The organism is Bradyrhizobium sp. (assembly GCF_035701725.1).
GTDB lineage: Bacteria > Pseudomonadota > Alphaproteobacteria > Rhizobiales > Xanthobacteraceae > Bradyrhizobium.
Genome location: NZ_DASSRP010000009.1, coordinates 1 through 23,748, shown reverse-complemented (window position 1 = coordinate 23,748; position 23,748 = coordinate 1). Strand labels below are relative to the sequence as shown.

Below are 23,748 nucleotides of genomic sequence, written 5' to 3'. Positions count from 1 at the left end.
GTCGGCGTCGGCGCCAGCCGCGTGCGCGACATGTTCGAGCAGGCCAAGAAGAACGCGCCGTGCATCATCTTCATCGACGAAATCGATGCGGTCGGCCGTCATCGTGGCGCCGGTCTCGGCGGCGGCAATGACGAGCGCGAGCAGACGCTGAACCAGTTGCTGGTCGAGATGGACGGCTTCGAGGCCAACGAGGGCGTGATCCTGATCGCCGCGACCAACCGTCCCGACGTGCTCGATCCGGCGCTGCTGCGGCCGGGCCGTTTCGATCGTCAGGTCGTGGTGCCCAATCCGGACGTCGTCGGCCGTGAGCAGATTCTCAAGGTCCACGTCCGCAAGGTGCCGCTCGCGCCCGATATTAACCTCAAGACCATTGCTCGCGGCACGCCCGGCTTCTCCGGCGCCGATCTGATGAACCTCGTCAACGAGGCGGCGCTGACGGCCGCTCGCCGCAACAAGCGGATGGTGACGCAGGCCGAGTTCGAAGAGGCCAAGGACAAGGTCATGATGGGTGCCGAGCGCAAGTCGCTCGTCATGACCGAGGAAGAGAAGCTCTTGACGGCCTATCACGAAGGCGGCCATGCCATCGTCGGCCTCAACGTCATCGCCACCGACCCGATCCACAAGGCGACCATTATTCCGCGCGGTCGCGCGCTCGGCATGGTGATGCAGTTGCCGGAGCGCGACAAGCTGTCGATGTCGCTGGAACAGATGACCTCGCGTCTTGCCATCATGATGGGCGGCCGTGTCGCCGAAGAACTGGTGTTCGGCCGCGAGAAGGTAACGTCAGGTGCGGCTTCCGACATCGAGCAAGCCACACGGCTGGCGCGCATGATGGTGACCCGCTGGGGCCTCTCCGAGGAGCTCGGCACCGTATCCTACGGCGAGAACCAGGATGAGGTGTTCCTGGGGATGTCGGTGTCGCGTACCCAGAATGCGTCGGAAGCGACGGTTCAGAAGATCGACAGCGAGATCAAGCGTCTGGTCGAGGAAGGCTACAAGCAGGCCACCCAGATTCTCACCGACAAGCGCGAGGATCTTGAAGCACTCGCCAAGGGCCTTCTGGAATATGAAACGCTGACCGGTGACGAGATTATCGATCTCCTGAAAGGCAAGAAGCCGAACCGCGAGTCGGTCTTGGAGCCGACGACGCCGCGCGCCTCGGCGGTGCCGCCCGCCGGCAAGCCGCGTCCGCGTCCCGATCCGGATCCCGGACTGGAGCCGCAGCCGCAGGCCTAAGGCGGCGGTTCGCGGCAATGGCCGCCTATTCAGGTAAAGCAGTCTCGCAAAAGCTCGGCATCAAGCCGGGCTTTTGTATTTTTGTCGACGGCGCACCATCGGCTTACGAGGCGATGATTGGTTCGTTGCCAGCCAATGTTACCGTCAAGCGTGAACCAGGTCCTTCCCTCGACATGGTGCATCTGTTCGCAACGCGTGCGGCGGGGCTGGCCGCCAAGCTCAAGCGTTACCGCAAGAGCATCGCGTCCGACGGCATGATCTGGGTGTCCTGGCCGAAGAAATCTTCAGGCGTTGCGAGCGATCTGACCGACTTGGTGGTGCGCGACACCGCGCTGCCGCTCGGCCTTGTCGATATCAAGGTATGTGCGATCGACGACACCTGGTCAGGGTTGAAATTCGTGATCCCAAAAGACCAGCGAGGCGATCGGTAGGCAGCCACTCCCCCAAAAAGAGTGGGACGAAGCCGGAATAGCCCTTGGCGCGGGACTTGCTTGAAATAAGCTGCAACGTCTCTTCGCCGGTGATGTCCAGGAGCTGCCGATGTCAGGCCATTCGAACGCCTCACCCGTCATTGCCGTGCCCGACGCCGACCCGCGTCTCTACAATCATGATCTGGCCCCGGTTGCGCCGGCCGGACGAACATGGGGCGTGTTCAGCATCTTCGCGATGTGGATGTCGGACGTGCATTCGGTCGGCGGATATACCTTCGCCGCGAGCCTGTTCTTTCTCGGCCTGACCGGCTGGGAAGTGTTGCTGGCGATGACGATCGGCATCGTCGCAGTTTATTTCCTGATGAACCTGATCGGCGGTCCGTCGCTGAAATACGGCACGCCATTCCCGGTGGTGGCGCGAATGGCATTCGGCGTCATGGGCGCCAATATCGCTGCCGCCTTGCGCGGCATTGTCGGCGTTGTCTGGTACGGCGTGCAGACCTACTTCGCGTCCAAAGCCGTGCAGGTGCTGGTGCTGACATTCTATCCCGCCGCGGAAGCCTGGACGCATTCGTCGTATTTCGGGCTTTCCGGCTTGGGCTGGGGCGCGTTCCTGTTCATGTGGCTGTTCCAGCTTCTGATCTTTCTCAATGGCATGGAGACCATCCGCAAGTTCATCGACTTCTGCGGACCGGTCGTTTACGTCGTGATGTTTGCACTTGCGATCTGGATCGTGGCGCAGACGGGAATCTCCAGCCTCTCGCTGCAACTGGCGCCGCCCGCCGAGGGCTCGGCGCTTGCGCATATGGCAAACGCGGCGATGCTGATCGTGGCTTATTTCGCGGCGCTGTTGCTGAATTTCGGCGACTTCTCACGTTTTGCCAAAGACGAACGCGCGATGAAGCTGGGAAATTTTCTTGGCCTTCCCATCAACTTCATCGTGTTCGCGATCGTCACGGTCATCGTCACCGCAGGCACCGTGAAGGTGTTCGGACAGGCGATCATGGATCCGGTCGGCATCGTCGAGCGGATCGGCAATCCCTTCGTCGTGGCGCTCGGCTCGATAACCTTCATCGTCGCGACCATGGGGATCAATATCGTCGCCAACTTCGTATCGCCGGCCTACGACATTTCCAATCTTTATCCCGACAAGATCGACTTCCGGCTTGGTGGCCTCATCACCTCGATCCTCTCGGTGGTGGTGTGCCCGTGGCTTTTCGTCTCCAGTCCGCAGGCGATCACGATCTTCGTCAGCATTTTCGGCGCCGCTCTGGGTCCGATGTTCGGGATCATGGTGGCCGACTATTATCTCGTGAAGCGCCAGCAGGTCGTGCTCAACGACCTCTATACGATGTCGCCAAATGGCTCGCTGCATTTCGAGAACGGGTGGAACGCGCGTGCGCTGCTGGCGCTGGCAGCCTCGGCGGCGGTATCGATTGGGCTCGCGCTAGCCGGCGCCTATGGCGTGATTACGAATGTCGGGGATTGGGGCTGGCTGATCGGGGCCGTGCTCGGCGCTTTGTTCTACATGGCGCTGATGCGCGGCCGCGAGATGAGGGCGCCATCCGGAGCCGTGGCTTGAGACGGTCAAATCCTGCGCCAGATACCGCCTCGTCTTAAGACTTCGGCAAGCCGGCCGGCCTAAAGCTTGCGGGGCGCGCGTTGCGCCAGAGGCCCCGCATGGCGACGCTGACCTCCGATATCACCGTACCCGCAGCGAGGCGTGCTTTGCCGCCCGCGCTCCCGATCGCTTGCCTCGTGCTGTGCATGATCAATGCCGCTCTACTGCAGAGCGGGATTACCGCGCACTGGTGGCTGTTCGACGAAAACGGACTTGGCATTCCGACCGATTTCGTCAACGTCTGGTCCGCCGGCCGCCTGGTTCTCGACGGTCATCCCGCGCTTGCCTACGACTGGGACATTCAGAAGCAAGTTCAGGTCGCGGTTCTCGGCCAGAGCTATCCTGGCAATTTTGCCTGGCACTATCCGCCGCCGTTTCTGTTTGTGGCGGCCGTACTCGCCCATTTTCCATACGCGGTCGCCTTCGTCGGCTGGGTCGCGATCAGTTTCCTGCCATATCTCGCCGTCATGCGCGCCATCGTTGGCCGCGCTTTTGGCTTCCTGCTCGCCGCGGCGTTTCCCGTGGTCTTCACCAACACCCTGGTGGGCCAAAACGGATTTCTCACGGCGTCCTTGATCGGCGGTACGCTGGTCGCGATGCCGCGCTGGCCGGTGCTGTCGGGAATCTGTCTCGGCCTCCTGAGCTACAAGCCGCAATACGGATTGTTGTTTCCACTTGTGCTGATCGCCGCCTCGCAATGGCGGGTGTTTTTTACCGCCGGCGTCGTTGCGACGCTTTTGGCCGCGGTCTCCTGGCTCGCTTTCGGCACCGAGAGCTGGCAGGCTTTCGTGCACTGGCTGCCGATGTTCAACCAGGCTTTCCTGGTCGAGGGGCGGGCGCCGTGGGGCAAGCTGCAAAGCATCTTCGGATTGACCCGTTACTTCGGCGGTCCTGAAGCGCTGGCCTGGGCGTTGCAATGGATGCTCAGCGTCGCCGTCGCAGTCGCGCTCGCGCTGGTATGGCGCAGCCGCGAGATCCGCTACGAGTTGAAGGCCGCGAGCCTGGCCGCCGGCGCTTTGCTGGTCACGCCCTATCTCTTTCTCTACGATGAGATGGTGCTGGCGATCGCCGTGGCGTTTCTGGTCCGCATTGGCCTCGAAGAGGGGTTCGAGCGGCACGAACTGCCGGCGCTCGGCCTTGTCACCGGCTTGTTGATGATCTTCTCGTTGCTGGGGGCACCGACCGGCTTTGGGGCGACGCTGGTGGTTGCCGCCCTCATTGCCCAGCGCATCGGGCCGTGGTGGCGAGGGCAGCGCGGGCCCAGGCGTACCGCCGCGGCCGCAGGTTAGCGGTGATCCAAAACCGCTTGTAAACTGGCCTGAATTATTGTTCAGTTTTTCGAGCGGCTGCTCGTTGGCCGCCAAGAACTGAACGCGCTCGGCTGATAGAGCCTGGAGCGCGCCGGGAGCGGGAAACGCAAAATGGTTTATCGGCGGACCCATCAGGTCGTCAAACGCCTTGCGGCGCGTCGCAGCGCTATCCTGGCAGCGGCGAGAGACGCTGCCGCGGAAGGCGGCATGGCGGCGGTCCAGATCGCGCCGATTGCAGTGCGCGCCAACGTCGCTGCCGGCACCGTCTATCGCTATTTTCCATCCAAGGCCGATCTGATTTCCGAATTGATTGCCGAAGTCTCGCGCGACGAACTCGCCGCGATCCGTCGCGCCGCAGATGCCGCTCCCGGCCCGTCCTCGGCGCTGGCGGCGGCCGTCACCACGGTCGCGGTGCACGCGCTGTCGCAGCGCCGGCTCGCCTGGGGCATTCTGGCTGAACCGGTCGATGTCGATGTCAGCGCCTCCCGCCTCGCCAGCCGGCGGGCGGTGGTGGACGAAGTCGCAAGCCGGATCGATGCTGCGGTCCGCGCCGGACACCTGCCGGCGCAGGACACCAGCCTCGCCGCTACCGCGCTGCTTGGCGCGCTCCATGAAGCGCTGGTCGGTCCGCTCGCGGTGGACAATATGGACGATCCGGGAAAGCTGCGCGACGCGGTACAAACGGTGACGCTGTTGGCGCTACGCGCCGTCGGCGTGATGGATGCCCGCGCGCGCGGTCTCGTGGTGCAGGCCGCGCTGCCTGCCAAGGCGCTGGTCGGCGCTTAGCGCCCACTTTCGACCTTTGTGTTGCCTTGCGGCGCGTTCAGGCCAGCACAGGATGTCGCGCTAGGGTTTGACGTAAAGGGTCTCGTGCAAGCCCACGTATTGTTCTTTCCAGCCTCGCTTGTCGACGAGAAAGCGCTTCAGCACGTCGTGCACGCTTGGCCAGAACACCGCGTCGATCCTGTATTTTTCGATCACATGGTCCCAGGCGGCCTCGTCGATCTCCCATTTCGGAAGCGTGAGATAGTCGCGCAGCAGCGAGTCGGGATAGGCGGTTGCCGCGCGGCCGTCGACGAACACCGGCACGCGGCCGCGAGTGCGGAAAATCAGCGCGCCGCCGACATTCCAGTGATTGAGAATCCGCGCCTGCGAGAAATTGGCCTGCAGATAGCGCGCATCATCGTCCGAGAGCAGTCCGTCCGTCAGCCCGAGGCCCGGCCGCACGTGCATGAACGTCAACGGCAGCGCGCACAATGCAAAGATGCCGGCTGCAAGGAGCAGCCGCTCGGCTTCGAATCTTCCCGGCGAATTTGGCAGCAGGCCCTCGATATGAAGGCTTATGGGCAGCGCCGAAAACAGGAAAAAGAACGACATATATCGATACTGATAAAATCCCAGGAACAAAAATAGCCAGGCAAGCAGGCGCGCCTCGATCGGAACGGGCCGCGAGGTCCGGTGCAACAGTTCGAGGACGACGAAAAGCGAAATCCAGATGATGCCGGGAATGCTCCCGGGCATGGTCGCGTTGCGCGCAAAAGACTCCCACTCGGTGATGTAGCCCTGCACGAAATGGCCGAGCGTTGCCCTGACCCCGTCGTAGATGTGCCAGCCGAGCGGGTTGACGAAGATCGCCGCAAAACAGCCGGCGCTCACCAGGGCGTAGGTTTTGAAATTGGTCCAATCGCGCTTGAGCAATGCGATGCCGCAGAACGTGCCGAGGATCAGCAAGCCAAGCGGAAAGCCGCCGTGCAGATTGACCCACAGCACCATCATCGCGGGCAGCAGGAACAGCCGCGTTCGCTTCAGGCATTCCGCGTAGAAAATGACGGAGAACAACATCGTCGCCGTGTTCGGCGCGGCGGCGAGGTAGACATTGGGCGGGGTCGCAAACGCCGGGTAAAGCACACAAGCGGACAAAACGGCGATGCAGGTCGCGAGCGCCGATGCGCCCTTGCTCAGGCAGAGCGAGGTCAGATAGCCGACGATGATCGCGCCGCATGCGACCACCGATAGCGTAAGGCCGCCAAAGCCCGTGTACTGGACCAGGATGCTGGCCATCACATCCCACAGCCACGACAGATTGAACCACTGCCGGTCACCCAGCGTGAACGCCCAGGGGTCCTGGAACGGAACGCTACCGCGCTCTCGGATCAAGTCGCCGGCGGCCAGATGCCATCCGAGATCGAAGTGGCAGAGCAGCAGCGATGCGTTCAACAGGTAATAGATGCTGGTGACGGCGATCAGGAATACATAGACGCCGGACGCCTGGAAATAGGTTCTGATCGGCCTTGGCTTCTGATCGAGCTCGGAGCCGCAGGCCTCCAGCACAGTCATAACGGCCTCCTAGACCTTCGAACCGAGCTCCGCAGCAGCCCGCGCGCCTGGGGACCGCATGAAAGACGCCACATCAGGTGCTTTAGGCCTGTCAATCTAAGGCCGGGTAAAGGAGGGGGGCGCATTTGGGACCCTACCGGGCGAAGGTGGTTTCTGGTTAACGAATGTTTGCCGGGAACTCGCCGCACGATTGCGCCAATGCGCGGCCTCGAACAATTCTGCCGCATTGCCGGGGCATGATCCCGCCTCACCTCAAGCTCGTGGAGTTCTCATGACCACCACATCAGGATCGGCGAAATGGCAGGGCGGCATCAAGGACGGCAAGGGCGCGATTTCGACCAAGAGCGGCGCCTTGAATGAGTATCCCTACGGCTTTGCCAGCCGCTTCGAGGGCAAGCCCGGTTCCAATCCGGAAGAGCTGATCGGCGCGGCGCACGCAGCCTGTTTCACCATGGCGCTGTCGCTGATCCTGGGCGAGGCCAAGCTCACCGCCGAGCACATGGAAACCAAAGCCGACGTCACGCTTGAAAAGGTCGGCGACGGCTTTGCCATCACCCGCGTGCACCTGTCGCTTCTGGCGAAGGTCCCCGGCGCGGACAACGCAAAATTCCAGGAATTGGCCGGCAAAGCCAAGGCCGGATGTCCGGTGTCCAAACTTCTCAACACCGAGATCACGCTGGACGCGAAGCTCGCCTGACGAGACGCGGCCGCGGCTTCAGATTTCCGCGTCCTGGTCCGGGCCTACTGAGGCGATACGCAGCATGTTGGTGGTGCCGGGTGCGCGCAGCGGCACCCCGGCGACGATGATGATGCGCTGACCCGCGCGCGAGAAACCGTCGCGGAAGGCGATGCTGCCGGCACGGCTCACCATGTCATCGAGGTCCTTGGCGTCTTCGGCGACGACGCAATGCACGCCCCATACCGCGGACAGTTTCCGCCCTGTGACGAGATTTGGCGTGATCGCCACCACCGGAACCTTCGGCCGCTCGCGCGCCACGCGCAAAGCGGTCGATCCCGAACTAGTCCAGCAGATGATCGCGGAGAGATCGAGGGTCTCGGCGATCTGCCGTGCCGCGTCCGCAATCGCATCGCCGACCGTCGGCTCGGGCTCGGCGCGCTGCGCATTGACGACGCCCCGATAGGTCGGGTCGCGTTCCACCTCTTCGCCGATGCGGTTCATGGTCGCGACCGCTTCGACCGGAAATTTGCCGGCCGCCGATTCCGCCGACAGCATGATGGCATCGGCGCCTTCATAGACGGCGGTGGCGACGTCGGAGACCTCGGCGCGCGTCGGCACCGGCGACTGGATCATCGACTCCAGCATTTGCGTTGCGACCACTACCGGCTTGCCGGCGCGGCGCGCCATCCGCGTCATCTGTTTTTGCAGGGACGGCACGCGCTCCAGCGGCAGTTCGACGCCAAGATCGCCGCGCGCCACCATCAGCGCATCGGAAGCGTCGATGATTTCAGCGAGCCGATCGATCGCCTGCGGCTTTTCGATCTTGGCCATCACGGCGGCGCGGCCGCGGATCAATTTCTTGGCCTCGACCACGTCCTCGGCGCGCTGCACGAAGGACAGCGCGATCCAGTCGACGCCGGTCACCAGCGCCGCTTCGAGATCGGCCCGGTCTTTCGGCGTCATCGCGGAGACCGGCAGGTCCGTGTCGGGCAGGCTCACGCCCTTGCGGTCCGACATTTTTCCGCCGATCACGACACGGGTCACCGCGCGCTCGGGCGAGGTTTCCTCGGCGATCAGCCGCACCTTGCCGTCATCGAGCAGAAGCGCATGGCCGGGCTTGAGTGCGGCGAGAATTTCCGGATGGGGCAGGTGGACGCGGGTGCTGTCTCCCGGCGCCTTGTCGGAATCCAGCACGAAGCTCTGGCCGTTGTGGAGCTGTACCGCGCCGTCTGTGAACGCGCCTAGCCTGAGCTTCGGCCCTTGCAGATCGACCAGAATGCCGATCGGCCGGCCGTAGCTGCTTTCAACATTGCGAATGGTCTTCACCAGCTCCCGCATCTTGTCGTGCGGGGTATGGCTCATATTGATGCGAAACACATCGGCGCCGGCCTCGAACAGCTTGCGGATGACACTGCTGTCGGAAGAGGCGGGGCCGAGCGTTGCAAGGATCTTGATCCGGCGCAGACGCCTCATGGCTTGGTCCCGGGCGCTGGGGTTGGCGGCAGACCTTGGCCAGGGGTCAGTCCGCCCGGCGGATTGGGAATGCCCGGAATATTTCCGGCGCCACCCGGGCCGATCGTACCGGGAATTCCAGGCACCCGCTGCGCGGGTTGTTGCTCATTGGAGTCGGTGAGCTGCACGGTCCAGGCGCGCTGGTCGCCGGTGTCGACTTCGAAGAAGCCGGTCCGGTCGAAGCCGCGCGCCAGACAATTATCCGCACCGCGGATGGTGAATTCCTTGTCGCGCGAGCACATGAAAGCCTGTCCCGACCATTCGCCACCGCGATCGTAATCGAGCGCATAGATATAATAATACCGCGCAACCAGCGTGCCGCGCAGCAGTGTCTCACAGCTTCGCGAGGAAACGTTCCACCAGCCTTCCGTGGTCCAGCCCTCCGCGTCTTTGTAACCGAGCGCGATGCCGACGCGGCTCGAGGTATTGTTGCAGAGACGAAAGTCGGCCGCCGCCGATCCGTTCCACAGACAGGCCAGCACAAAAAGCAAAGCAGGTGCCACCGCCGATCTGAAGTTCCTGCACCGCAAGCGGCGGGTTTGATCAGGGACGCGGAGGCGCTTTGCAGGTCCGGCCGTTAAACGCGAATCTTTTGCAGTCATCGACGCCAAGGTATAGCAGGATATTGACGGTTTCGCGTGAAGTGGTCCGATTCTAACCTTCGTGGGTCAAGCGGAATTTCGCCGACATTTCCGCTCGAAGGACCACCTCGGCCCCGGCCGGCAGCGCCCGAATATTGGCGTCGTGATGTGGAAAAATATGTGACAGTCTCTTACCTGATCGTTAGTGGATCACAAGGCGAGGGAAGACGGAACCGGTCATGGCAATCGACGACAAAACCAGAACAGAGCTTGAGGCTGCGGCCTTCCGCCGGCTCGTGGGGCACCTGCGCGAGCGCACCGATGTCCAGAACATCGATTTGATGAATCTGGCCGGCTTCTGCCGCAACTGTCTGTCCAACTGGCTGAAGGAAGAGGCCGACGCCAAGGGCGCTGCGATGAGCAAGGATGAAAGTCGCGAAGCCGTCTACGGCATGCCTTACGAGACCTGGAAGGAAAAATTTCAGGGCACCGCGACGCCGGAGCAACTGGCTGCGATGAAGAAGGTCCATCCCGGTCATTAAGCGGCGTATTGGCCGCAATGGGCCTGTTCCTGTGGGCGCGCTGTGGATGAGCGGGCCTGTCGGCTTGACGTCGGCGGCCATACTCTTGAGGGTCATTTTGAAAACGGCGCCTCGCGCTTCGGACGTGCGGCGCTTTCTTTTTCAATCCATCCCTCAGTCGATTTCAGGAGTAAACCGATGGCCACGTCTGCTGCCGTCAAGGAAGACGAAGCCCCCGCGACGCGCTTCGCCAAGGATCAGCTCAAGGCCATTATCGAGCGTATCGAGCGGCTTGAGGAAGAAAAGAAGACCATCTCCGACGACATCCGCGACGTCTACGCGGAAGCAAAAGGCAACGGTTTCGACGTCAAGGCGCTGCGCACCATCATCCGGATGCGCAAGCAGGACGCCAACGAGCGGGCCGAGCAGGAAACGATCCTGGAGACCTATCTGCAGGCGCTCGGAATGCTGTGAGGCATCATGATGATCGAGGCGCGGCTGATGACGCCGCGTCTCGAGGGATCGATGACTGTTCCAGTGTCATGATTGGAACGCGCGCTGGTGCGTTTCTCGGCGCCGGGAAATAGGCTTCAGCGCAGCGATGCCGTCCGCAACCCGAAGGATTGAATCGTCAGCGGCGCCATCGCCGGGCCGCTGAAGCGGTCGGTGGTCAGGCCCATCAGCGGATCGTCCGAGAAGCCCATCACCACGCTCGCCCGGGGTTTGACGAAAAGCGTGCTGAGCAGCGTCATATTGGCGTCGCCAAGCATGGTGACCGACATCGCCGTACGTGCGCTCGGCGCCAGCATCATCAAGCGCATCCAGACATCGGTAGCTTGCGAGGCGACAAGCCGCGTTGCATTCGCGACCACGCCATCTTTGGTTTGACTCTGGCCCTTGGCAATGACGGTCGTGACCTCGTTGGCAGCCAGCGAATTGCGGCCAGTCGATGCAGCCCTGGCGCCGTGAGGTGCGCTGGGGTGATCCACCGGCGCCGAGGCTTCCGGCGCGTAGGCCATCGCCTGATAGGCGGCCGGCACGCTCGAGGTTGACTGCGGATCGGTCGATGCCAGCGCCTTGCGGGCATTGATGGCGGCGATCTGGGCCGGGCTCGCCTGGTTCGGAGCGGCAGGCATGTCATCCCAGAAGCCGCGGGCGTTAATGATGTCAGCCGGCGTCTGCGGCTTGGCCTCGGCCCTGTCGGAGGCTGTCGGCTGCTTCGGCCGGACGGGCTGCACGATCTGCGTATCGGCGGCGGCCAGTTGCAGCGTCGCGCCCGTCATGCGCGTACGCGGCGCCGGCGCAGCATCGGCCGGCTTTGCCGCGGCAACCTGCACGGTCGGTACCGCCTTGGCCTGCACCGCGGGGGTGGAGCCTTCGTCCTCATCGTCGCCGGACTTGCCGCCAAACAGGCGGGCGAGCAGGTTCGGCGGCTTGGCGACGGTTGCCGCGTCGTCGCCGTTGCCGCGCCGCTCGATTTCGGCGCGGGCCAGTTCATATCCCTTCAGCGGCGAGCCGTCGGAGGGGACATGGACCGTGCGTCCGTCGGGGAACACGCGCACGAGCTGGTCGTGCGTCATCCGCGGCCAGTGGCGGATGTTGCCGGTGTCGAGATGCACGAAGGGCGAGCCGGAAGTCGGATAGAAGCCGACGCCGCCGCGCTGCAGGCGCAGGCCGGCAAACCGGATCTGCTCGAGCGGCACGTCGGGGATGTAGAAGTCCATCGCATGGCCGAGCATGTGCTGGCTGAAGCGCGCCACGCCGGAATGGGCGGAGCGGTGACGAAGCATGGCGTTGGTTTCGGGAGAGCGGTAGGCGGAGATGATCTGGATCGGCTTCTTGCCGTCGACGTCGCGGTAGACTTCCCAGATGATATCGAACAGATGCCGATCCATCGTGGTCTGGTCCTGGGTGCGCCAGTCGCGCAGGAAATGGTTGAGCTGCCTCAGCGCTTCCTCGTCGTAGCGGCCCTCGCGCTTGAAGGTGACGGTGAGGTCTTCACCCGAATGGGTGTGATGGAACGACAGGGTGCGGGTTTCGTTCAGGGCGCTGGCGTCGTGGACCGAGCCGATCCCAGCCAGCAGCAGCACCGAGGTTAACCCGAGCTGATATCCGGCCTTCGGCAGAGACGGCAGATTGAATTGGCGTGCGAAACCGGTCAGCACGTGATGAGCCACCCCAACAGACTTACGCGTTGAACCCTTTCGCGACCCCGTGTGGCGAATAGGGTAAATGCACTCTTAACGCGGGACGGTTAAGCGAGACTTAACCGTCTCCCCCAAATCCGAGGGGTAAAGTTAACCGAGCGAGTGTGGCGAAAACTAGCCCTGCGGCTGGATCACGATGGACAATGGTTAACGTTAAAGGCCCCGCCGAACGGCGAGGCCTCTGATTTAACGCAATAATCTTGGACGACGTGGGCGTCAGCGCTGGTAGTAGGGCTGGCCTGGGGGTGGCGCTCCCCGGCGACGACTGCCCGGGGGCGGCGGATACTGGGTGGGGCCACCGAACAGACGCTCGAAGAACGAGGGCCCCGACGAGAACGAGTTCTCGCTGGCGATCCGCAGATCGCCGACCGGCTTCACATAGTTCGGCTGGGAATGGGCGACCACATTCTCCAGGTCCTTGTTCTTGCCGGAGTGCAGCAGCGACAGCATGGTGGCGTCGCGGCCGTAGACGTCCTTGCGGAATTGCAAAACCCCGTCATCGTCCACGAACGCGGTCTGATAGGTGATGTTGACCGGGATCGGGGTCGGGAATTTCAGGTCGATCTCGCTGTGCCCGTACATGCCGCGGATCTTTTCCGGGGTGTAGTGCGCATTCGGCTCGGTGATATTGAGCAGAACCGACGCGTATTGATCCGGATTCTGCACCCGCATGCAGCCATGGCTGAAGGCGCGGTCTTCCTTGGCAAACAGGTGCTTGTCCGGCGTGTCGTGCTGATAGACCAGGAACTTGTTCGGGAAGTTGAAGCGGATGCGGCCGAGCGCGTTACGTTCGCCGGGCGGCTGTGAAATGTGGATCGAACCGTCGCGGTTGTGTTCCAGCTTCAGCCCCATGCGCTCCAGCACCGAAGGGTCCTGCTGCAGGGCCGGCAGATATTCGTTGTAGATGATCGACGGCGGCACGTTCCAGGTCGGATTGACCGTGATGAACTTCATCGTCTCGGTCAGCAGCGGCGTGGCGTGAATGCCGGGCTGGCCTGTTACCACGCGCGTGGTCCAGACCTGCGCGCCGTTCTGCATCACCTTCAGCGTATAGTCCGGGATGTTGAGAATGACATAGGCATCGCCGATCGCGGCCGCGCCGAGCTCCCGCGGCAGCCAGCGCCAGCGCTCCATGTTGACGGTGACGATGTCGATCTGGCGGTCGCGCTTCGGGCTGTTGATCGCCTTGATGGTCCTGTCGTCGAGAATGCCGGTCGCCTTCAGGTCGGCGGTGGCCTGGAACCTGCGGACGGCGTCGGCGACCTTGGCGTCGTAGTGCCGGTCGTCGGGATTTTCGACACCAAGCTTGGCGCGCAGCTGCGGCACGCGGTCGTCTTCCGGCACGATCGCGGGCTGGCTCTTGCCGCGCTGGGGCACGTATCTGAGTGTCGGGCCCTCGGCGATCTGTACCACCGGGCCTTCACCCTGGCCGCGTAGTTCAGCGAGCTTCTTCTTCAGGGCCTGATAGAGCTTATGCGGCGGGTTATAGCCGTCGAGCGCCAGCGAGGCGTCCTTGGCGGTCGTGACATTGGTCAGGACTTCGGCCGGATCGGTCGGGTGTTCCGGATACTGAATGTCGCCGGAGACCTGCGACCAATGCATGCGGCCGCTCTGGGCGTGGCGCGCATAATCCAGCATGCTCGAGGTCAGCTTCAGATCGGCTTCCGCCAGTGCATCGGGCGTGGTGGCCGCGGCAAAATCCGGAATCGGATAGTCGGCAGGGTTCAGGCCGTCCGAGCCCGCGTCCTTCAGACGCGCCACGACGCCCTTGCCGCTCGTCGTCAACTTGCCGCCTTGCGTCCAGATCGGCGCGTAGTCGCGCGCAGCGTAGAACTTCTCGACGGCGGCGCGCTCGGCCTTGCGATCGAAATAACGCTGCGCCTTGGCGCCGAATGCTTCGCGCAGCTTGTCGGCAACGGGTTGGTCTTCAGTTGCCACGTTGCTCGCCGCCTTGACCGGCTCCTTAACCGGCTCCTTGGCCGGTTCGGCGGCGGGCGCCGGGGTTGGCGCGGGCACTGCGGTTGCAGTATCGGACTTCACCGTGTCGCTTTTCAGCGGCTCGGTCATGGCCGGCGCGGTCTTGGCTTCTTCCTTTGCGGGCTCGATCTTGGTTGGTTCGGAAATCGGCGCAGCGGCGGTCGTTGCCGGCGTGATAGAATCCAGCTTGATGTCGGCGGCCGTGGGTGGCGGGACGTTGGCCGGCTCGGGGCGCGGGACCGCCGCATCGATCGCCAGCTCGGCGGCGGAAGAACGCGGCGCATCATTCTGCGCCCATGCCGAACTCGCCGACACCGTGAGGAACGTGGCCGCGACCGTCATCAAGACGCGATCGTATCCTCTACGGTTCTTCCAACAGTCTCGCATTATCACACCCCTTGGGTGAGCTGACCCGGTTTCGAGGCAGCTATGGTTTGTCCGTCAAAGCTTTCGCGAAAGCGCCGCCCGGATCGAATTCTAAAGCTCATTTCGGTGAAATTGTGCTCCAGAGTTCCGCGTTTGGCATGGCTGCCGCAATGATTCACACGCAGACGATACACGGGCACCTCACAAGCGGCCAGCAGCGCAAAGACAACTCACGACAAACTGACCGCAAAGCGTCGCTTCGAACCAAGTCTTGCCACGCGGGCGGCCATTTGTCTGTCACCTCACGGCAACGGTTCAAATGTTCTGCCGCGCAGCAATTTCGGTCATACCGTCCGTGCCTTACCGCCGCTGCATTCGCGTCGGGCGCTATCGCTCCGAACCCGCTCCGCCACCATCCCCCGAATGGTCGATGGTTTCATCGAGCTTGCGGTAGAGCGTCGAGCGGCCGATTTTCAATCGCCGCGCCACCTCGGACATCTGTCCGCGGTAATGAGAAATCGCAAAGCGGATGATCTCGCTTTCCAGTTCCTCAAGCGGCCGTACCTCGCCGCCGTCGGTCAGCATGACGAGCGTCCCTGCGGCTTGGAGGGGTGCGATTGGTATTTCATTACCGCTTACGGCGCGGGTGCTGTGAAAGGCGGTTTCAACGACCAGCGGCTCGCCTTGAAAGGCCGCGGTCGGCGGCGATGCGATACTCGCGCTCAGTGGGAAGTCCGAAAGGACAAGCTGATCGCCTTCGCTCATCACCACGGCGCGGTACACGGCATTTTCGAGCTGGCGGATATTGCCCGGCCAATCCAGTTGCGACAAATGCGTCATGGCTTCGCCGCTGACGCCGGTAATATGGCGGTTTTCTTCGGCGCAAAAGCGCGCGAGGAAGTGACGCACCAGATGCGGTATATCCTCGCGGCGCGCGCGCAGCGGCGGGACTGTGAGCGGCAGCACGTGAAGGCGGTAGAACAGGTCTTCGCGGAAATGACCGCTCTTCACGCGGTCGAGCAATTTGCGATTGGTCGCCGAAATGATCCGCACGTCGACCTTCACCGGCTTGCGCGCGCCGACCGCTTCGACCGTGCCTTCCTGCAGCGCGCGCAGCAGCTTGACCTGGGCGGACAGCGGCAGCTCGGAGACTTCGTCGAGAAACAGCGTGCCGCCGGAAGCTTCGACGAACTTGCCGGCGTGACGTTCGGTCGCGCCGGTGAAGGCTCCCTTCTCATGCCCGAACAAGATCGACTCGACGAGGTTGTCGGGGATCGCGCCGCAATTGACCGCGACAAACGGCTTCGACTTGCGTTCGCCGGAGCCATGAATGGCTCGGGCGAACAGCTCCTTGCCGACGCCGGATTCGCCCTCGATCAGCACCGGAATGGTCGAAGCGGCGGCCTTTTTCGCCGTCCGCATCACGCCGGTCATCATCTCGCTGCGGGTGATGATGTCGGCAAAGGTCAGGCGGCCTTCGCGGCTGTGCCGGATACGTTGCAGTTCGCCCTTCAGCGCGCTGGTGGTGAGTGCGTTGTGCAGGCTCACCTGCAGCCGTTCCATTCCAACCGGCTTGACGACGAAATCCTGGGCGCCGGCGCGCATCGCCGATACGACATTGTCGATGCCGCCATGGGCGGTCTGCACCACGACGGGAATGGCAAGGCCGGCTTCACGGATCTTGGCGAGAACGCCCATGCCGTCGAGGCCGGGCATCACGAGATCGAGCACCAGCGCATCGATCGCCGGCGCGTCGGGGGCGGTGAGTATCTCGATCGCGGCGTCGCCGGAATCGACCACAATCGTCTCATAGCCGCATTTTTGCACCATATTCTCAACCAGGCGGCGTTGCACCGCATCGTCGTCGGCGATCAAAATGGTGGCAGGCATGGTGTTCCTCACACGCAACAACTATTTGTCTCGAATCGGGGCACTCTGGCCGACGTCGATTAACGACTGCTTAAACCTTGCCTCGCCGTTTTGATGGAATACAGGTTTCGAACAAGATGACCTCGCGCTCTTCCGCTCTCCGCAAATCGCCCCCACGCAAGACCGGTTCCAAGAAAGCCGCCGCGGCCAAAGCCTCGGCGATCAAGGCGGACAAGCTGCCGGAATGGAATCTGTCGGATCTATATTCCGCGATCGACGCGCCGGAAGTGACGCGCGATCTCGACAGGTTGGATAGCGAATGTGTCGCGTTTGAGAACGACTACAAAGGCAAGCTTGCGGCACAGGCGGCGGCAGAGGGCGGCGGCCTCTGGCTGTCAGGGGCCGTGAAGCGCTACGAGGCCATCGACGATCTCGCGGGCCGGCTATCCTCCTATGCCGGACTGATACATGCCGGCGACAGCGTCGATCCCGTGATCTCGAAATTCTACGGCGACGTTTCGGAGCGGCTGACCAACGCTTCGGTGCATCTGCTTTTCTTTGCGCTCGAACTCAATCGCGTCGACGATGCGCTGATCGAGGCGGCAATGCGCACGCCTGAACTCGCGCATTACCGTCCCTGGATCGAAGATCTGCGCAAGGACAAGCCGTATCAGCTGGAAGATCGTGTCGAACAGCTGTTCCACGAGAAGTCCCAGAGCGGGTACGCCGCCTGGAACAGGTTGTTCGACCAGACCATCTCGGCACTGCGCTTCAAGGTATCGGGCAAGGAGCTCGCGATCGAGCCGACGCTCAACCTGCTGCAGGACCGCGACGGCGCCAAGCGCAAGGCAGCGGCTGAAGCGCTTGCCAAGACCTTCAAGGCCAATGAGCGCACATTTGCGCTCGTCACCAATACGCTCGCCAAGGACAAGGAAATTTCCGATCGCTGGCGCGGCTTTAAGGACGTTGCGGATTCGCGCCATCTCAACAACCGCGTCGAACGCGAGGTGGTCGACGCGTTGGTCGAGGCCGTGCGCGCCGCCTACCCGACGCTTTCGCATCGCTATTATCGGCTCAAGGCCGGCTGGTTCAAAAAGAAGAAGCTGGCGCATTGGGACCGCAACGCGCCGCTGCCGTTCGCGGCGACCGGCGCGATCCCCTGGGGGGATGCCAAGAACATGGTGCTATCGGCCTATCGCGGCTTCTCGCCCGATATGGCCACCATTGCCGAGCGATTTTTCACCGATCGCTGGATCGATGCGCCGGTGCGTCCGGGCAAGGCGCCGGGCGCTTTCTCGCATCCGACGACGCCCTCGGCCCACCCTTATGTGCTGATGAACTATCAGGGTAAGCCGCGGGATGTGATGACATTGGCCCATGAACTCGGCCATGGCGTGCACCAGGTGCTCGCGGCCAAGAACGGCGCACTGATGGCACCGACGCCTTTGACGCTTGCGGAGACCGCAAGCGTGTTCGGCGAGATGCTGACTTTTCGCCGGCTGCTGGCTGAGACCAAAAGCGGCAAGCAGCGCCAGGCGCTGCTTGCCGGCAAGGTCGAGGACATGATCAACACGGTGGTGCGCCAGATCGCGTTCTATACCTTCGAGCGCGCCGTCCACACCGAGCGGAAGAACGGCGAACTGACCGCGTCGCGGATCGGCGAAATCTGGCTCAGCGTGCAGGGCGAGAGCCTCGGGCCCGCCATCGATATCCGTCCGGGCTATGAGAATTTCTGGATGTACATTCCGCACTTCATCCATTCGCCGTTCTATGTCTACGCCTATGCCTTCGGCGATTGTCTGGTGAACTCGCTCTACGGCGCCTACGAGCACGCGCAGTCGGGCTTTGCCGAGCGTTACCTCGCGATGCTGGCGGCCGGCGGCACCAAACATTATTCGGAACTGCTCAAGCCGTTCGGGTTGGACGCCAAGGACCCGCGGTTCTGGAACGGCGGCCTGTCGGTCATTTCCGGCATGATCGACGAGCTGGAGGCGATGGACTGAGCAGGGTTTAGCCCCTCAAGGACCCCGGAGAAGCGGGTACAATTGGCGTTCCGAATGGCCCGATAGGATTCGCGGCGTTGCCCTGCCTTGCGGTTTGCGGTAATTCCACCCGAGCTTTCGAGATTCACTGGGGACAGAGATGGCAGATCACAGCGAAGTGGCCTACACGACGGCCGACGGCAACGATTACGTGGCCCATGAGCAGACCTATGAGGGCTTCATCAAGCTGGTGAAGTACGGCACCGCCGCGGTGATCGTGATCCTCGTTCTGATGGCAATTTTCCTCGTCTGATTTACGTTCGCGCCACGTCCTGTGGCGCGACCTCAAGCAAGCTCGTTTGTAACCGGTTGCCAGGCCGGCGCCGGATTTGCCAATCTGGCCGGAATGACGCCTGTGAGTTTTCCGCGCCGCCGGAGGCCCCATGAAGATCGCCGTTGCCAAGGAAATCGATCCGTCCGAGCCGCGGGTCGCCGCATCACCCGACACGGTGAAAAAGTTCAAGGCGCTGGGCGCTGAGGTCGTTGTCGAACCGGGCGCCGGGCTCAAGTCTGGCCTGCCGGATTCCGATTTCACCGCAGCTGGCGCCACGGTCAGTGCCGATGCGCTGAAGGATGCCGATATCGTCATCAAGGTGAAGCGGCCCGAAGCTTCCGAACTTGCCAAATACAAGCGCGGCGCCTTGGTCGTCGCGATCATGGACCCTTACGGCAACGATGCGGCGCTGAAGTCGATGGCCGATGCGGGCGTCGCCGCCTTTGCGATGGAGCTGATGCCGCGCATCACCCGCGCGCAGGTGATGGACGTTTTGTCGTCGCAGGCGAACCTCGCCGGCTATCGCGCCGTGATCGAGGGCGCCGAAGCGTTTGGTCGCGCCTTCCCGATGATGATGACGGCGGCCGGCACGGTTCCGGCGGCCAAAGTCTTCGTGATGGGCGTCGGCGTTGCAGGCCTGCAGGCGATCGCGACCGCGCGTCGTCTCGGCGCGATCGTGACCGCAACCGACGTGCGCCCGGCGACCAAGGAGCAGGTGGAATCGCTCGGCGCGAAATTCCTGGCGGTCGAGGACGAAGAATTCAAGAACGCGCAGACTGCCGGCGGCTACGCCAAGGAAATGTCGAAAGAGTACCAGGCCAAGCAGGCCGCGCTCACCGCCGAGCACATCAAGAAGCAGGACGTCGTGATCACGACCGCGCTTATCCCGGGCCGTCCGGCGCCCAAGTTGGTGTCGGGCGAGATGGTCAGGTCGATGCGGCCGGGCTCGGTGCTGGTCGATCTTGCGGTCGAGCGTGGCGGCAACGTCGAGGGCGCCAGGCCCGGCGAGGTCGTCGAGATCGATGGCGTCAAGATCGTCGGCTACACCAACGTCGCCGGCCGTGTCGCGGCATCGGCTTCGGGGCTCTATGCCCGCAACCTGTTCTCGTTCATCGAGACCATGATCGACAAGACCAGCAAGGCGCTCGCCGTGAACTGGGACGACGAACTCGTCAAGGCCACGGCTCTGACCAGGGACGGCGCCGTGATCCACCCGAACTTCCAGCCGAAATAGGAGGAGAAGCCATGGAGCATCTCGCGCAGGCCGTCGATCCCTTCGTATTCCGGCTGTCGATTTTCGTGCTCGCCGTATTCGTCGGCTATTTCGTGGTGTGGTCGGTGACGCCGGCGCTGCATACGCCGCTGATGTCGGTGACGAACGCCATTTCCTCGGTGATCGTGGTCGGCGCGCTGCTCGCGGTCGGCGTCGGCATGATCTCGAGCGGTTCGGGCTGGGCGCGCGGCTTCGGCTTCGTCGCGCTGATCTTTGCCTGTGTGAACATCTTCGGCGGCTTTCTGGTCACCCAGCGAATGCTCGCGATGTACAAGAAGAAATCGAAGTGATCGGCAATCACCTCGGGGTGAGAAGGAAACGGGGGACCTGAGATGAGCGCCAATCTTTCCGCACTGTTGTATCTCGTGGCAGGCGTGCTGTTCATCCTGTCGCTGCGCGGGCTGTCGAGCCCGGCGACGTCGCGCCAGGGCAATCTGTTCGGCATGGTCGGCATGGCGATTGCGGTCGGCACGACGCTGGCGAGCCATCCGCCGGCCGACGGCACAGCCTGGCTGCTCGTGATCGTCGCGGTCGCGATCGGCGGCGGCATTGGCGCGGTCATCGCGCGCCGCGTGCCGATGACCTCGATGCCGGAACTCGTCGCGGCGTTCCACTCGCTGGTCGGTATGGCCGCGGTGCTGGTCGCGGCCGGCGCCTTCTATGCGCCGGAAGCCTTCGATATCGGTACGCCCGGCCATATCCATCCGCAAAGCCTGGTCGAGATGTCGCTTGGCGTTGCGATCGGCGCGCTGACCTTCACCGGCTCGGTGATCGCGTTCCTGAAGCTTTCGGCCCGGATGAGCGGCGCCCCGATCATCCTGCCGTTCCGCCACGGCATCAACATCGTGCTGGCGCTGGCGCTGGTGTTTTTCATCGTCGGGCTCGTGATGTCCGGCAGCGCGCTCGACTTCTGGCTGATCACGATTCTCGCGCTGTTGCTCGGCGTACTCATGATCATTCCGATCGGCGGCGCCGACATGCCGGTCGTGATCTCGATGCTGAACTCCTACTCGGGCTGGGCCGCGGCCGGCATCGGCTTCACACTCGGCAACTCCGCGCTGATCATCACCGGCGCGCTGGTCGGATCAAGCGGTGCGATCCTGTCCTACATCATGTGCCACGCGATGAATCGCTCGTTCATTTCGGTGATTCTCGGCGGCTTCGGCGGCGAGACGGCAGCGGCTGCCGGCGGCAGCGGCGAACAGAAGCCGGCCAAGCTTGGTTCGGCGGACGATGCCGCCTTCATCATGAAGAACGCATCGAAGGTCATCATCGTGCCGGGTTACGGCATGGCGGTGGCACAGGCCCAGCACGCGCTGCGTGAGATGGCCGACATCCTCAAGAAAGAGGGGGTCGAGGTGAAATACGCCATTCACCCCGTCGCGGGCCGCATGCCCGGCCACATGAACGTGCTGCTGGCCGAAGCCAACGTGCCCTATGACGAGGTGTTCGAGCTTGAGGACATCAACTCGGAATTCGCGCAGGCCGACATTGCGTTTGTGATCGGCGCCAACGACGTCACCAACCCGGCCGCCGAAGAGGACAAGACCTCGCCGATTTACGGCATGCCGGTGTTGCAGGTGTGGAAGGCCGGCACGGTGATGTTCATCAAGCGCTCGCTGGCGTCGGGCTATGCCGGCATCGACAATCCGCTGTTCTATCGCGACAACACCATGATGCTGCTCGGCGACGCCAAGAAGGTTACCGAGAACATCGTCAAGGCGATGTGAGGCAGAGCCCGTGGTCCTGAACAAGGCGTGGCATCGCGACAATCGCATGCCACCCGGGGCCACGCGCGAGCAACGCGTCAAATGGCATGTCGCCCATGCGCGCAATTGCGGTTGCCGCGAAATTCCGGACCGCATCAAATCCGATGTCGAGAAGCTTCTGAAACAGCGGAAAAGATAGCCGCTATCGGCCGGTTTCCGATCGATGATCGCGCTGAAATGGATCGTTGTGGCCGCCGTCGCCGTCTATCTCGGCGGCGTTGCCGTGCTGTATTTCAAGCAGCGCGACATGCTGTTTCCGATTCCCCCGGTCGGACGCACCGCGCCGGCCGACGCCGGTCTTCCCCAGGCCGAAGAGCACGTGCTGACGACCGACGACGGCGAAAAAGTCATTGTCTGGCACGTGCCGGCCAGGCCGGGTCACGCTGTCGTTCTGTTCTTCCACGGCAATGGCGACTTTCTGGCGGGCCGCGCCGGCCGCTTTCGCAAGCTGACCTCGGACGGCACCGGCCTCGTCGCGCTATCGTTTCGCGGTTATGCCGGCTCGACGGGCTCGCCGAGCGAACAGGGGCTGATGAAGGATGCCGCGGCGGCCTATGCCTTCACGGCCGCGCGCTACGAGGCGCGGCGGATCGTGGCGTGGGGTTTTTCGCTCGGCTCCGGCGTTGCGGTGGCGATCGCAGCCCAACATCCCGTCGGGAAACTGGTTCTGGAAGCGCCCTACACGTCGACGGTGGATGTTGCCGCTTCGTTATTCCGCTACGTCCCGGTGCGCTGGCTGATGCGCGATCAATTCCGCTCGGACGAGCGTATTGCGCACGTCAACGTGCCACTGCTGATCATGCATGGCGATGCCGATGCCGCGATCAACGTCCGGTTCGGCGAGCGTCTGTTCGAGCTGGCGCATGAACCCAAGCAATTTGTCCGATTTGCAGGCGGCGGTCACGAGAATCTCGACGATTTCGGCGCCATCGAGACGGTACGACGCTTTATCGGAGCCCCGGACGGCTGACGGCTCTCTGTGGCGGGTCTTGCGTTCGTTGCCAGGACTGGGGGACATTGTCGCATGAGCTCTCATGGACCAATGCCGCGCTCGGCGTGGATTTTCCCGCTGCTGTCGGTGCTGCTGTTTGCATCTGTCACGGTGCTTCGCTACACCTTCGCGCCTTCGGCGTTCGGGTGGTTGTTCGCGGCGGTTTTGCTCGTGATCCTGTTCGGCACGGTGTTTGCTGCGGTTCATCATGCCGAAGTCGTCGCGGAGCGAATCGGCGAACCCTTCGGTACGCTGTTGCTGACGCTGTCCGTCACCATCATCGAGGTCGCGCTGATCGCAACCATCATGCTGGGCGAAAAGGCCGTGACCACGCTGGCGCGCGACACGGTGTTTGCGGTGGTCATGATCGTCTGCAATGGCCTCGTCGGCCTCTGCATTCTCGTCGGCGGCTTGCGCTACCGCGAGCAGGACATTCAGGTCAGCGGCTCGAACCTTTACCTCAGCGTCCTCTCGGTGCTTTCCACCATCACGCTGATCATGCCGAATTACACGCTGACGACGCCGGGGCCGGTCTATTCGAGCGCCCAGCTTGGCTTCGTCAGCGTCGTGACCATCCTGCTCTACGGCGTGTTTCTCTACACCCAGACGGTGCGGCACCGGGATTATTTCGTGGCCGGCTCGGCCAACCTGTCCCATGACGGCCCGTTCGCCTCAAACCGGATCATCGCGCTCAGCACCGCGTTGCTGTTGATCTCGCTGCTCGCGGTGGTGCTGCTGGCGAAGAAGTTCTC

21 protein-coding genes are annotated in these 23,748 nt (G+C 63.0%); 15 read left to right on the top strand and 6 right to left on the bottom strand.

What is annotated here, in order from left to right:
* The 5 genes from ftsH to VFL62_RS00420 all read left to right on the top strand — a co-directional run.
* Window positions 1–1,236, top strand: a 1,236-nt coding sequence (ftsH, locus tag VFL62_RS00440; RefSeq protein WP_325170409.1) for an ATP-dependent zinc metalloprotease FtsH, incomplete at its 5' end; no start/stop codon positions are given.
* A gap of 17 nt (window positions 1,237–1,253) precedes the next feature.
* Entirely contained in the window at window positions 1,254–1,667 is a 414-nt protein-coding gene (locus VFL62_RS00435) for a DUF3052 domain-containing protein (protein ID WP_325170408.1), read from the top strand.
* Between the two features lie 109 nt (window positions 1,668–1,776).
* Window positions 1,777–3,249 carry an NCS1 family nucleobase:cation symporter-1 gene (locus VFL62_RS00430; RefSeq protein WP_325170407.1) on the top strand — a complete coding sequence of 491 codons (1,473 nt, stop codon included), beginning with the start codon at window positions 1,777–1,779 and terminating at the stop codon, window positions 3,247–3,249.
* 98 nt (window positions 3,250–3,347) lie between these two features.
* Window positions 3,348–4,577, top strand: coding sequence for a glycosyltransferase family 87 protein (locus VFL62_RS00425; protein WP_325170406.1), 1,230 nt, complete (start codon window positions 3,348–3,350; stop codon window positions 4,575–4,577).
* Window positions 4,578–4,709: 132 nt separating this feature from the next.
* On the top strand, window positions 4,710–5,384 hold the full coding sequence (locus VFL62_RS00420; RefSeq protein WP_325170405.1) for a helix-turn-helix domain-containing protein: 675 nt from the start codon (window positions 4,710–4,712) through the stop codon (window positions 5,382–5,384).
* A gap of 60 nt (window positions 5,385–5,444) precedes the next feature.
* Here the strand turns inward: VFL62_RS00420 and VFL62_RS00415 are convergent, their stop codons facing one another.
* Window positions 5,445–6,935, bottom strand: coding sequence for a hypothetical protein (locus tag VFL62_RS00415; protein ID WP_325170404.1), 1,491 nt, complete (start codon window positions 6,933–6,935; stop codon window positions 5,445–5,447).
* 271 nt (window positions 6,936–7,206) lie between these two features.
* Here VFL62_RS00415 and VFL62_RS00410 point away from each other — a divergent pair, with 271 nt between their 5' ends.
* Window positions 7,207–7,632 (top strand): OsmC family protein, encoded by a 426-nt coding sequence (locus VFL62_RS00410; RefSeq protein WP_325170403.1) that lies wholly within the window; start codon window positions 7,207–7,209, stop codon window positions 7,630–7,632.
* Between the two features lie 18 nt (window positions 7,633–7,650).
* On the opposite strand, the gene pyk is transcribed toward VFL62_RS00410, so the two are convergent.
* Window positions 7,651–9,087: a pyruvate kinase gene (gene pyk / locus VFL62_RS00405; protein WP_325170402.1), complete on the bottom strand. Its 1,437-nt coding sequence runs from the start codon at window positions 9,085–9,087 to the stop codon at window positions 7,651–7,653.
* Window positions 9,084–9,728, bottom strand: coding sequence for a DUF1036 domain-containing protein (locus VFL62_RS00400; RefSeq protein ID WP_414644560.1), 645 nt, complete (start codon window positions 9,726–9,728; stop codon window positions 9,084–9,086). The genes pyk and VFL62_RS00400 overlap by 4 nt, the downstream gene beginning before the upstream one ends.
* Before the next feature lie 218 nt (window positions 9,729–9,946).
* Here VFL62_RS00400 and VFL62_RS00395 point away from each other — a divergent pair, with 218 nt between their 5' ends.
* Window positions 9,947–10,249: a DUF1244 domain-containing protein gene (locus tag VFL62_RS00395; protein ID WP_325170400.1), complete on the top strand. Its 303-nt coding sequence runs from the start codon at window positions 9,947–9,949 to the stop codon at window positions 10,247–10,249.
* A gap of 177 nt (window positions 10,250–10,426) precedes the next feature.
* Window positions 10,427–10,702, top strand: coding sequence for a DUF2312 domain-containing protein (locus VFL62_RS00390; protein ID WP_325170399.1), 276 nt, complete (start codon window positions 10,427–10,429; stop codon window positions 10,700–10,702).
* Between the two features lie 116 nt (window positions 10,703–10,818).
* On the opposite strand, the gene VFL62_RS00385 is transcribed toward VFL62_RS00390, so the two are convergent.
* The 3 genes from VFL62_RS00385 to VFL62_RS00375 all read right to left on the bottom strand — a co-directional run bounded on the left by VFL62_RS00385 (window position 10,819) and on the right by VFL62_RS00375 (window position 16,668).
* Window positions 10,819–12,393 carry a DUF882 domain-containing protein gene (locus VFL62_RS00385; RefSeq protein WP_325170398.1) on the bottom strand — a complete coding sequence of 525 codons (1,575 nt, stop codon included), beginning with the start codon at window positions 12,391–12,393 and terminating at the stop codon, window positions 10,819–10,821.
* A 258-nt stretch (window positions 12,394–12,651) separates the two neighbouring features.
* Complete coding sequence (locus VFL62_RS00380) at window positions 12,652–14,799, bottom strand: L,D-transpeptidase family protein (protein WP_325170397.1); 2,148 nt, start codon at window positions 14,797–14,799, stop codon at window positions 12,652–12,654.
* Window positions 14,800–15,165: 366 nt separating this feature from the next.
* Entirely contained in the window at window positions 15,166–16,668 is a 1,503-nt protein-coding gene (locus VFL62_RS00375) for a sigma-54 dependent transcriptional regulator (protein ID WP_325170396.1), read from the bottom strand.
* 116 nt (window positions 16,669–16,784) lie between these two features.
* Between VFL62_RS00375 and VFL62_RS00370 the strand changes: the two genes are divergently transcribed.
* From VFL62_RS00370 to VFL62_RS00340, 7 genes are all read left to right on the top strand, one after another.
* Window positions 16,785–18,650, top strand: coding sequence for a M3 family oligoendopeptidase (locus tag VFL62_RS00370; protein WP_325170395.1), 1,866 nt, complete (start codon window positions 16,785–16,787; stop codon window positions 18,648–18,650).
* A 139-nt stretch (window positions 18,651–18,789) separates the two neighbouring features.
* Window positions 18,790–18,942 (top strand): aa3-type cytochrome c oxidase subunit IV, encoded by a 153-nt coding sequence (locus VFL62_RS00365; protein WP_325170394.1) that lies wholly within the window; start codon window positions 18,790–18,792, stop codon window positions 18,940–18,942.
* A 130-nt stretch (window positions 18,943–19,072) separates the two neighbouring features.
* Complete coding sequence (locus VFL62_RS00360; RefSeq protein ID WP_325170393.1) at window positions 19,073–20,197, top strand: Re/Si-specific NAD(P)(+) transhydrogenase subunit alpha; 1,125 nt, start codon at window positions 19,073–19,075, stop codon at window positions 20,195–20,197.
* Window positions 20,198–20,208: 11 nt separating this feature from the next.
* Window positions 20,209–20,526 (top strand): proton-translocating transhydrogenase family protein, encoded by a 318-nt coding sequence (locus VFL62_RS00355; protein ID WP_325170392.1) that lies wholly within the window; start codon window positions 20,209–20,211, stop codon window positions 20,524–20,526.
* A gap of 42 nt (window positions 20,527–20,568) precedes the next feature.
* The gene (locus tag VFL62_RS00350) at window positions 20,569–21,966 is read left to right on the top strand and encodes an NAD(P)(+) transhydrogenase (Re/Si-specific) subunit beta (RefSeq protein ID WP_325170391.1); all 1,398 of its coding nucleotides are present in this window, start codon (window positions 20,569–20,571) and stop codon (window positions 21,964–21,966) included.
* A gap of 202 nt (window positions 21,967–22,168) precedes the next feature.
* On the top strand, window positions 22,169–22,975 hold the full coding sequence (locus tag VFL62_RS00345; protein ID WP_325170390.1) for an alpha/beta hydrolase: 807 nt from the start codon (window positions 22,169–22,171) through the stop codon (window positions 22,973–22,975).
* A gap of 54 nt (window positions 22,976–23,029) precedes the next feature.
* Window positions 23,030–23,748: ionic transporter y4hA (locus VFL62_RS00340; RefSeq protein ID WP_325170389.1), on the top strand; the 719-nt coding region annotated here is incomplete at its 3' end.

Coding starts and splice junctions, on each gene's coding strand:
- VFL62_RS00415 (WP_325170404.1), bottom strand. CDS start 6,935: ATGACTGTGCTGGAGGCCTGCGGCTCCGAGCTCGATCAGAAGCCAAGG.
- VFL62_RS00375 (WP_325170396.1), bottom strand. CDS start 16,668: ATGCCTGCCACCATTTTGATCGCCGACGACGATGCGGTGCAACGCCGC.
- VFL62_RS00350 (WP_325170391.1), top strand. CDS start 20,569: ATGAGCGCCAATCTTTCCGCACTGTTGTATCTCGTGGCAGGCGTGCTG.
- VFL62_RS00400 (WP_414644560.1), bottom strand. CDS start 9,728: ATGACTGCAAAAGATTCGCGTTTAACGGCCGGACCTGCAAAGCGCCTC.
- VFL62_RS00390 (WP_325170399.1), top strand. CDS start 10,427: ATGGCCACGTCTGCTGCCGTCAAGGAAGACGAAGCCCCCGCGACGCGC.
- VFL62_RS00430 (WP_325170407.1), top strand. CDS start 1,777: ATGTCAGGCCATTCGAACGCCTCACCCGTCATTGCCGTGCCCGACGCC.
- VFL62_RS00435 (WP_325170408.1), top strand. CDS start 1,254: ATGGCCGCCTATTCAGGTAAAGCAGTCTCGCAAAAGCTCGGCATCAAG.
- VFL62_RS00345 (WP_325170390.1), top strand. CDS start 22,169: ATGATCGCGCTGAAATGGATCGTTGTGGCCGCCGTCGCCGTCTATCTC.
- VFL62_RS00365 (WP_325170394.1), top strand. CDS start 18,790: ATGGCAGATCACAGCGAAGTGGCCTACACGACGGCCGACGGCAACGAT.
- VFL62_RS00370 (WP_325170395.1), top strand. CDS start 16,785: ATGACCTCGCGCTCTTCCGCTCTCCGCAAATCGCCCCCACGCAAGACC.
- pyk (WP_325170402.1), bottom strand. CDS start 9,087: ATGAGGCGTCTGCGCCGGATCAAGATCCTTGCAACGCTCGGCCCCGCC.
- VFL62_RS00355 (WP_325170392.1), top strand. CDS start 20,209: ATGGAGCATCTCGCGCAGGCCGTCGATCCCTTCGTATTCCGGCTGTCG.
- VFL62_RS00425 (WP_325170406.1), top strand. CDS start 3,348: ATGGCGACGCTGACCTCCGATATCACCGTACCCGCAGCGAGGCGTGCT.
- VFL62_RS00360 (WP_325170393.1), top strand. CDS start 19,073: ATGAAGATCGCCGTTGCCAAGGAAATCGATCCGTCCGAGCCGCGGGTC.
- VFL62_RS00420 (WP_325170405.1), top strand. CDS start 4,710: ATGGTTTATCGGCGGACCCATCAGGTCGTCAAACGCCTTGCGGCGCGT.
- VFL62_RS00380 (WP_325170397.1), bottom strand. CDS start 14,799: ATGCGAGACTGTTGGAAGAACCGTAGAGGATACGATCGCGTCTTGATG.
- VFL62_RS00395 (WP_325170400.1), top strand. CDS start 9,947: ATGGCAATCGACGACAAAACCAGAACAGAGCTTGAGGCTGCGGCCTTC.
- VFL62_RS00410 (WP_325170403.1), top strand. CDS start 7,207: ATGACCACCACATCAGGATCGGCGAAATGGCAGGGCGGCATCAAGGAC.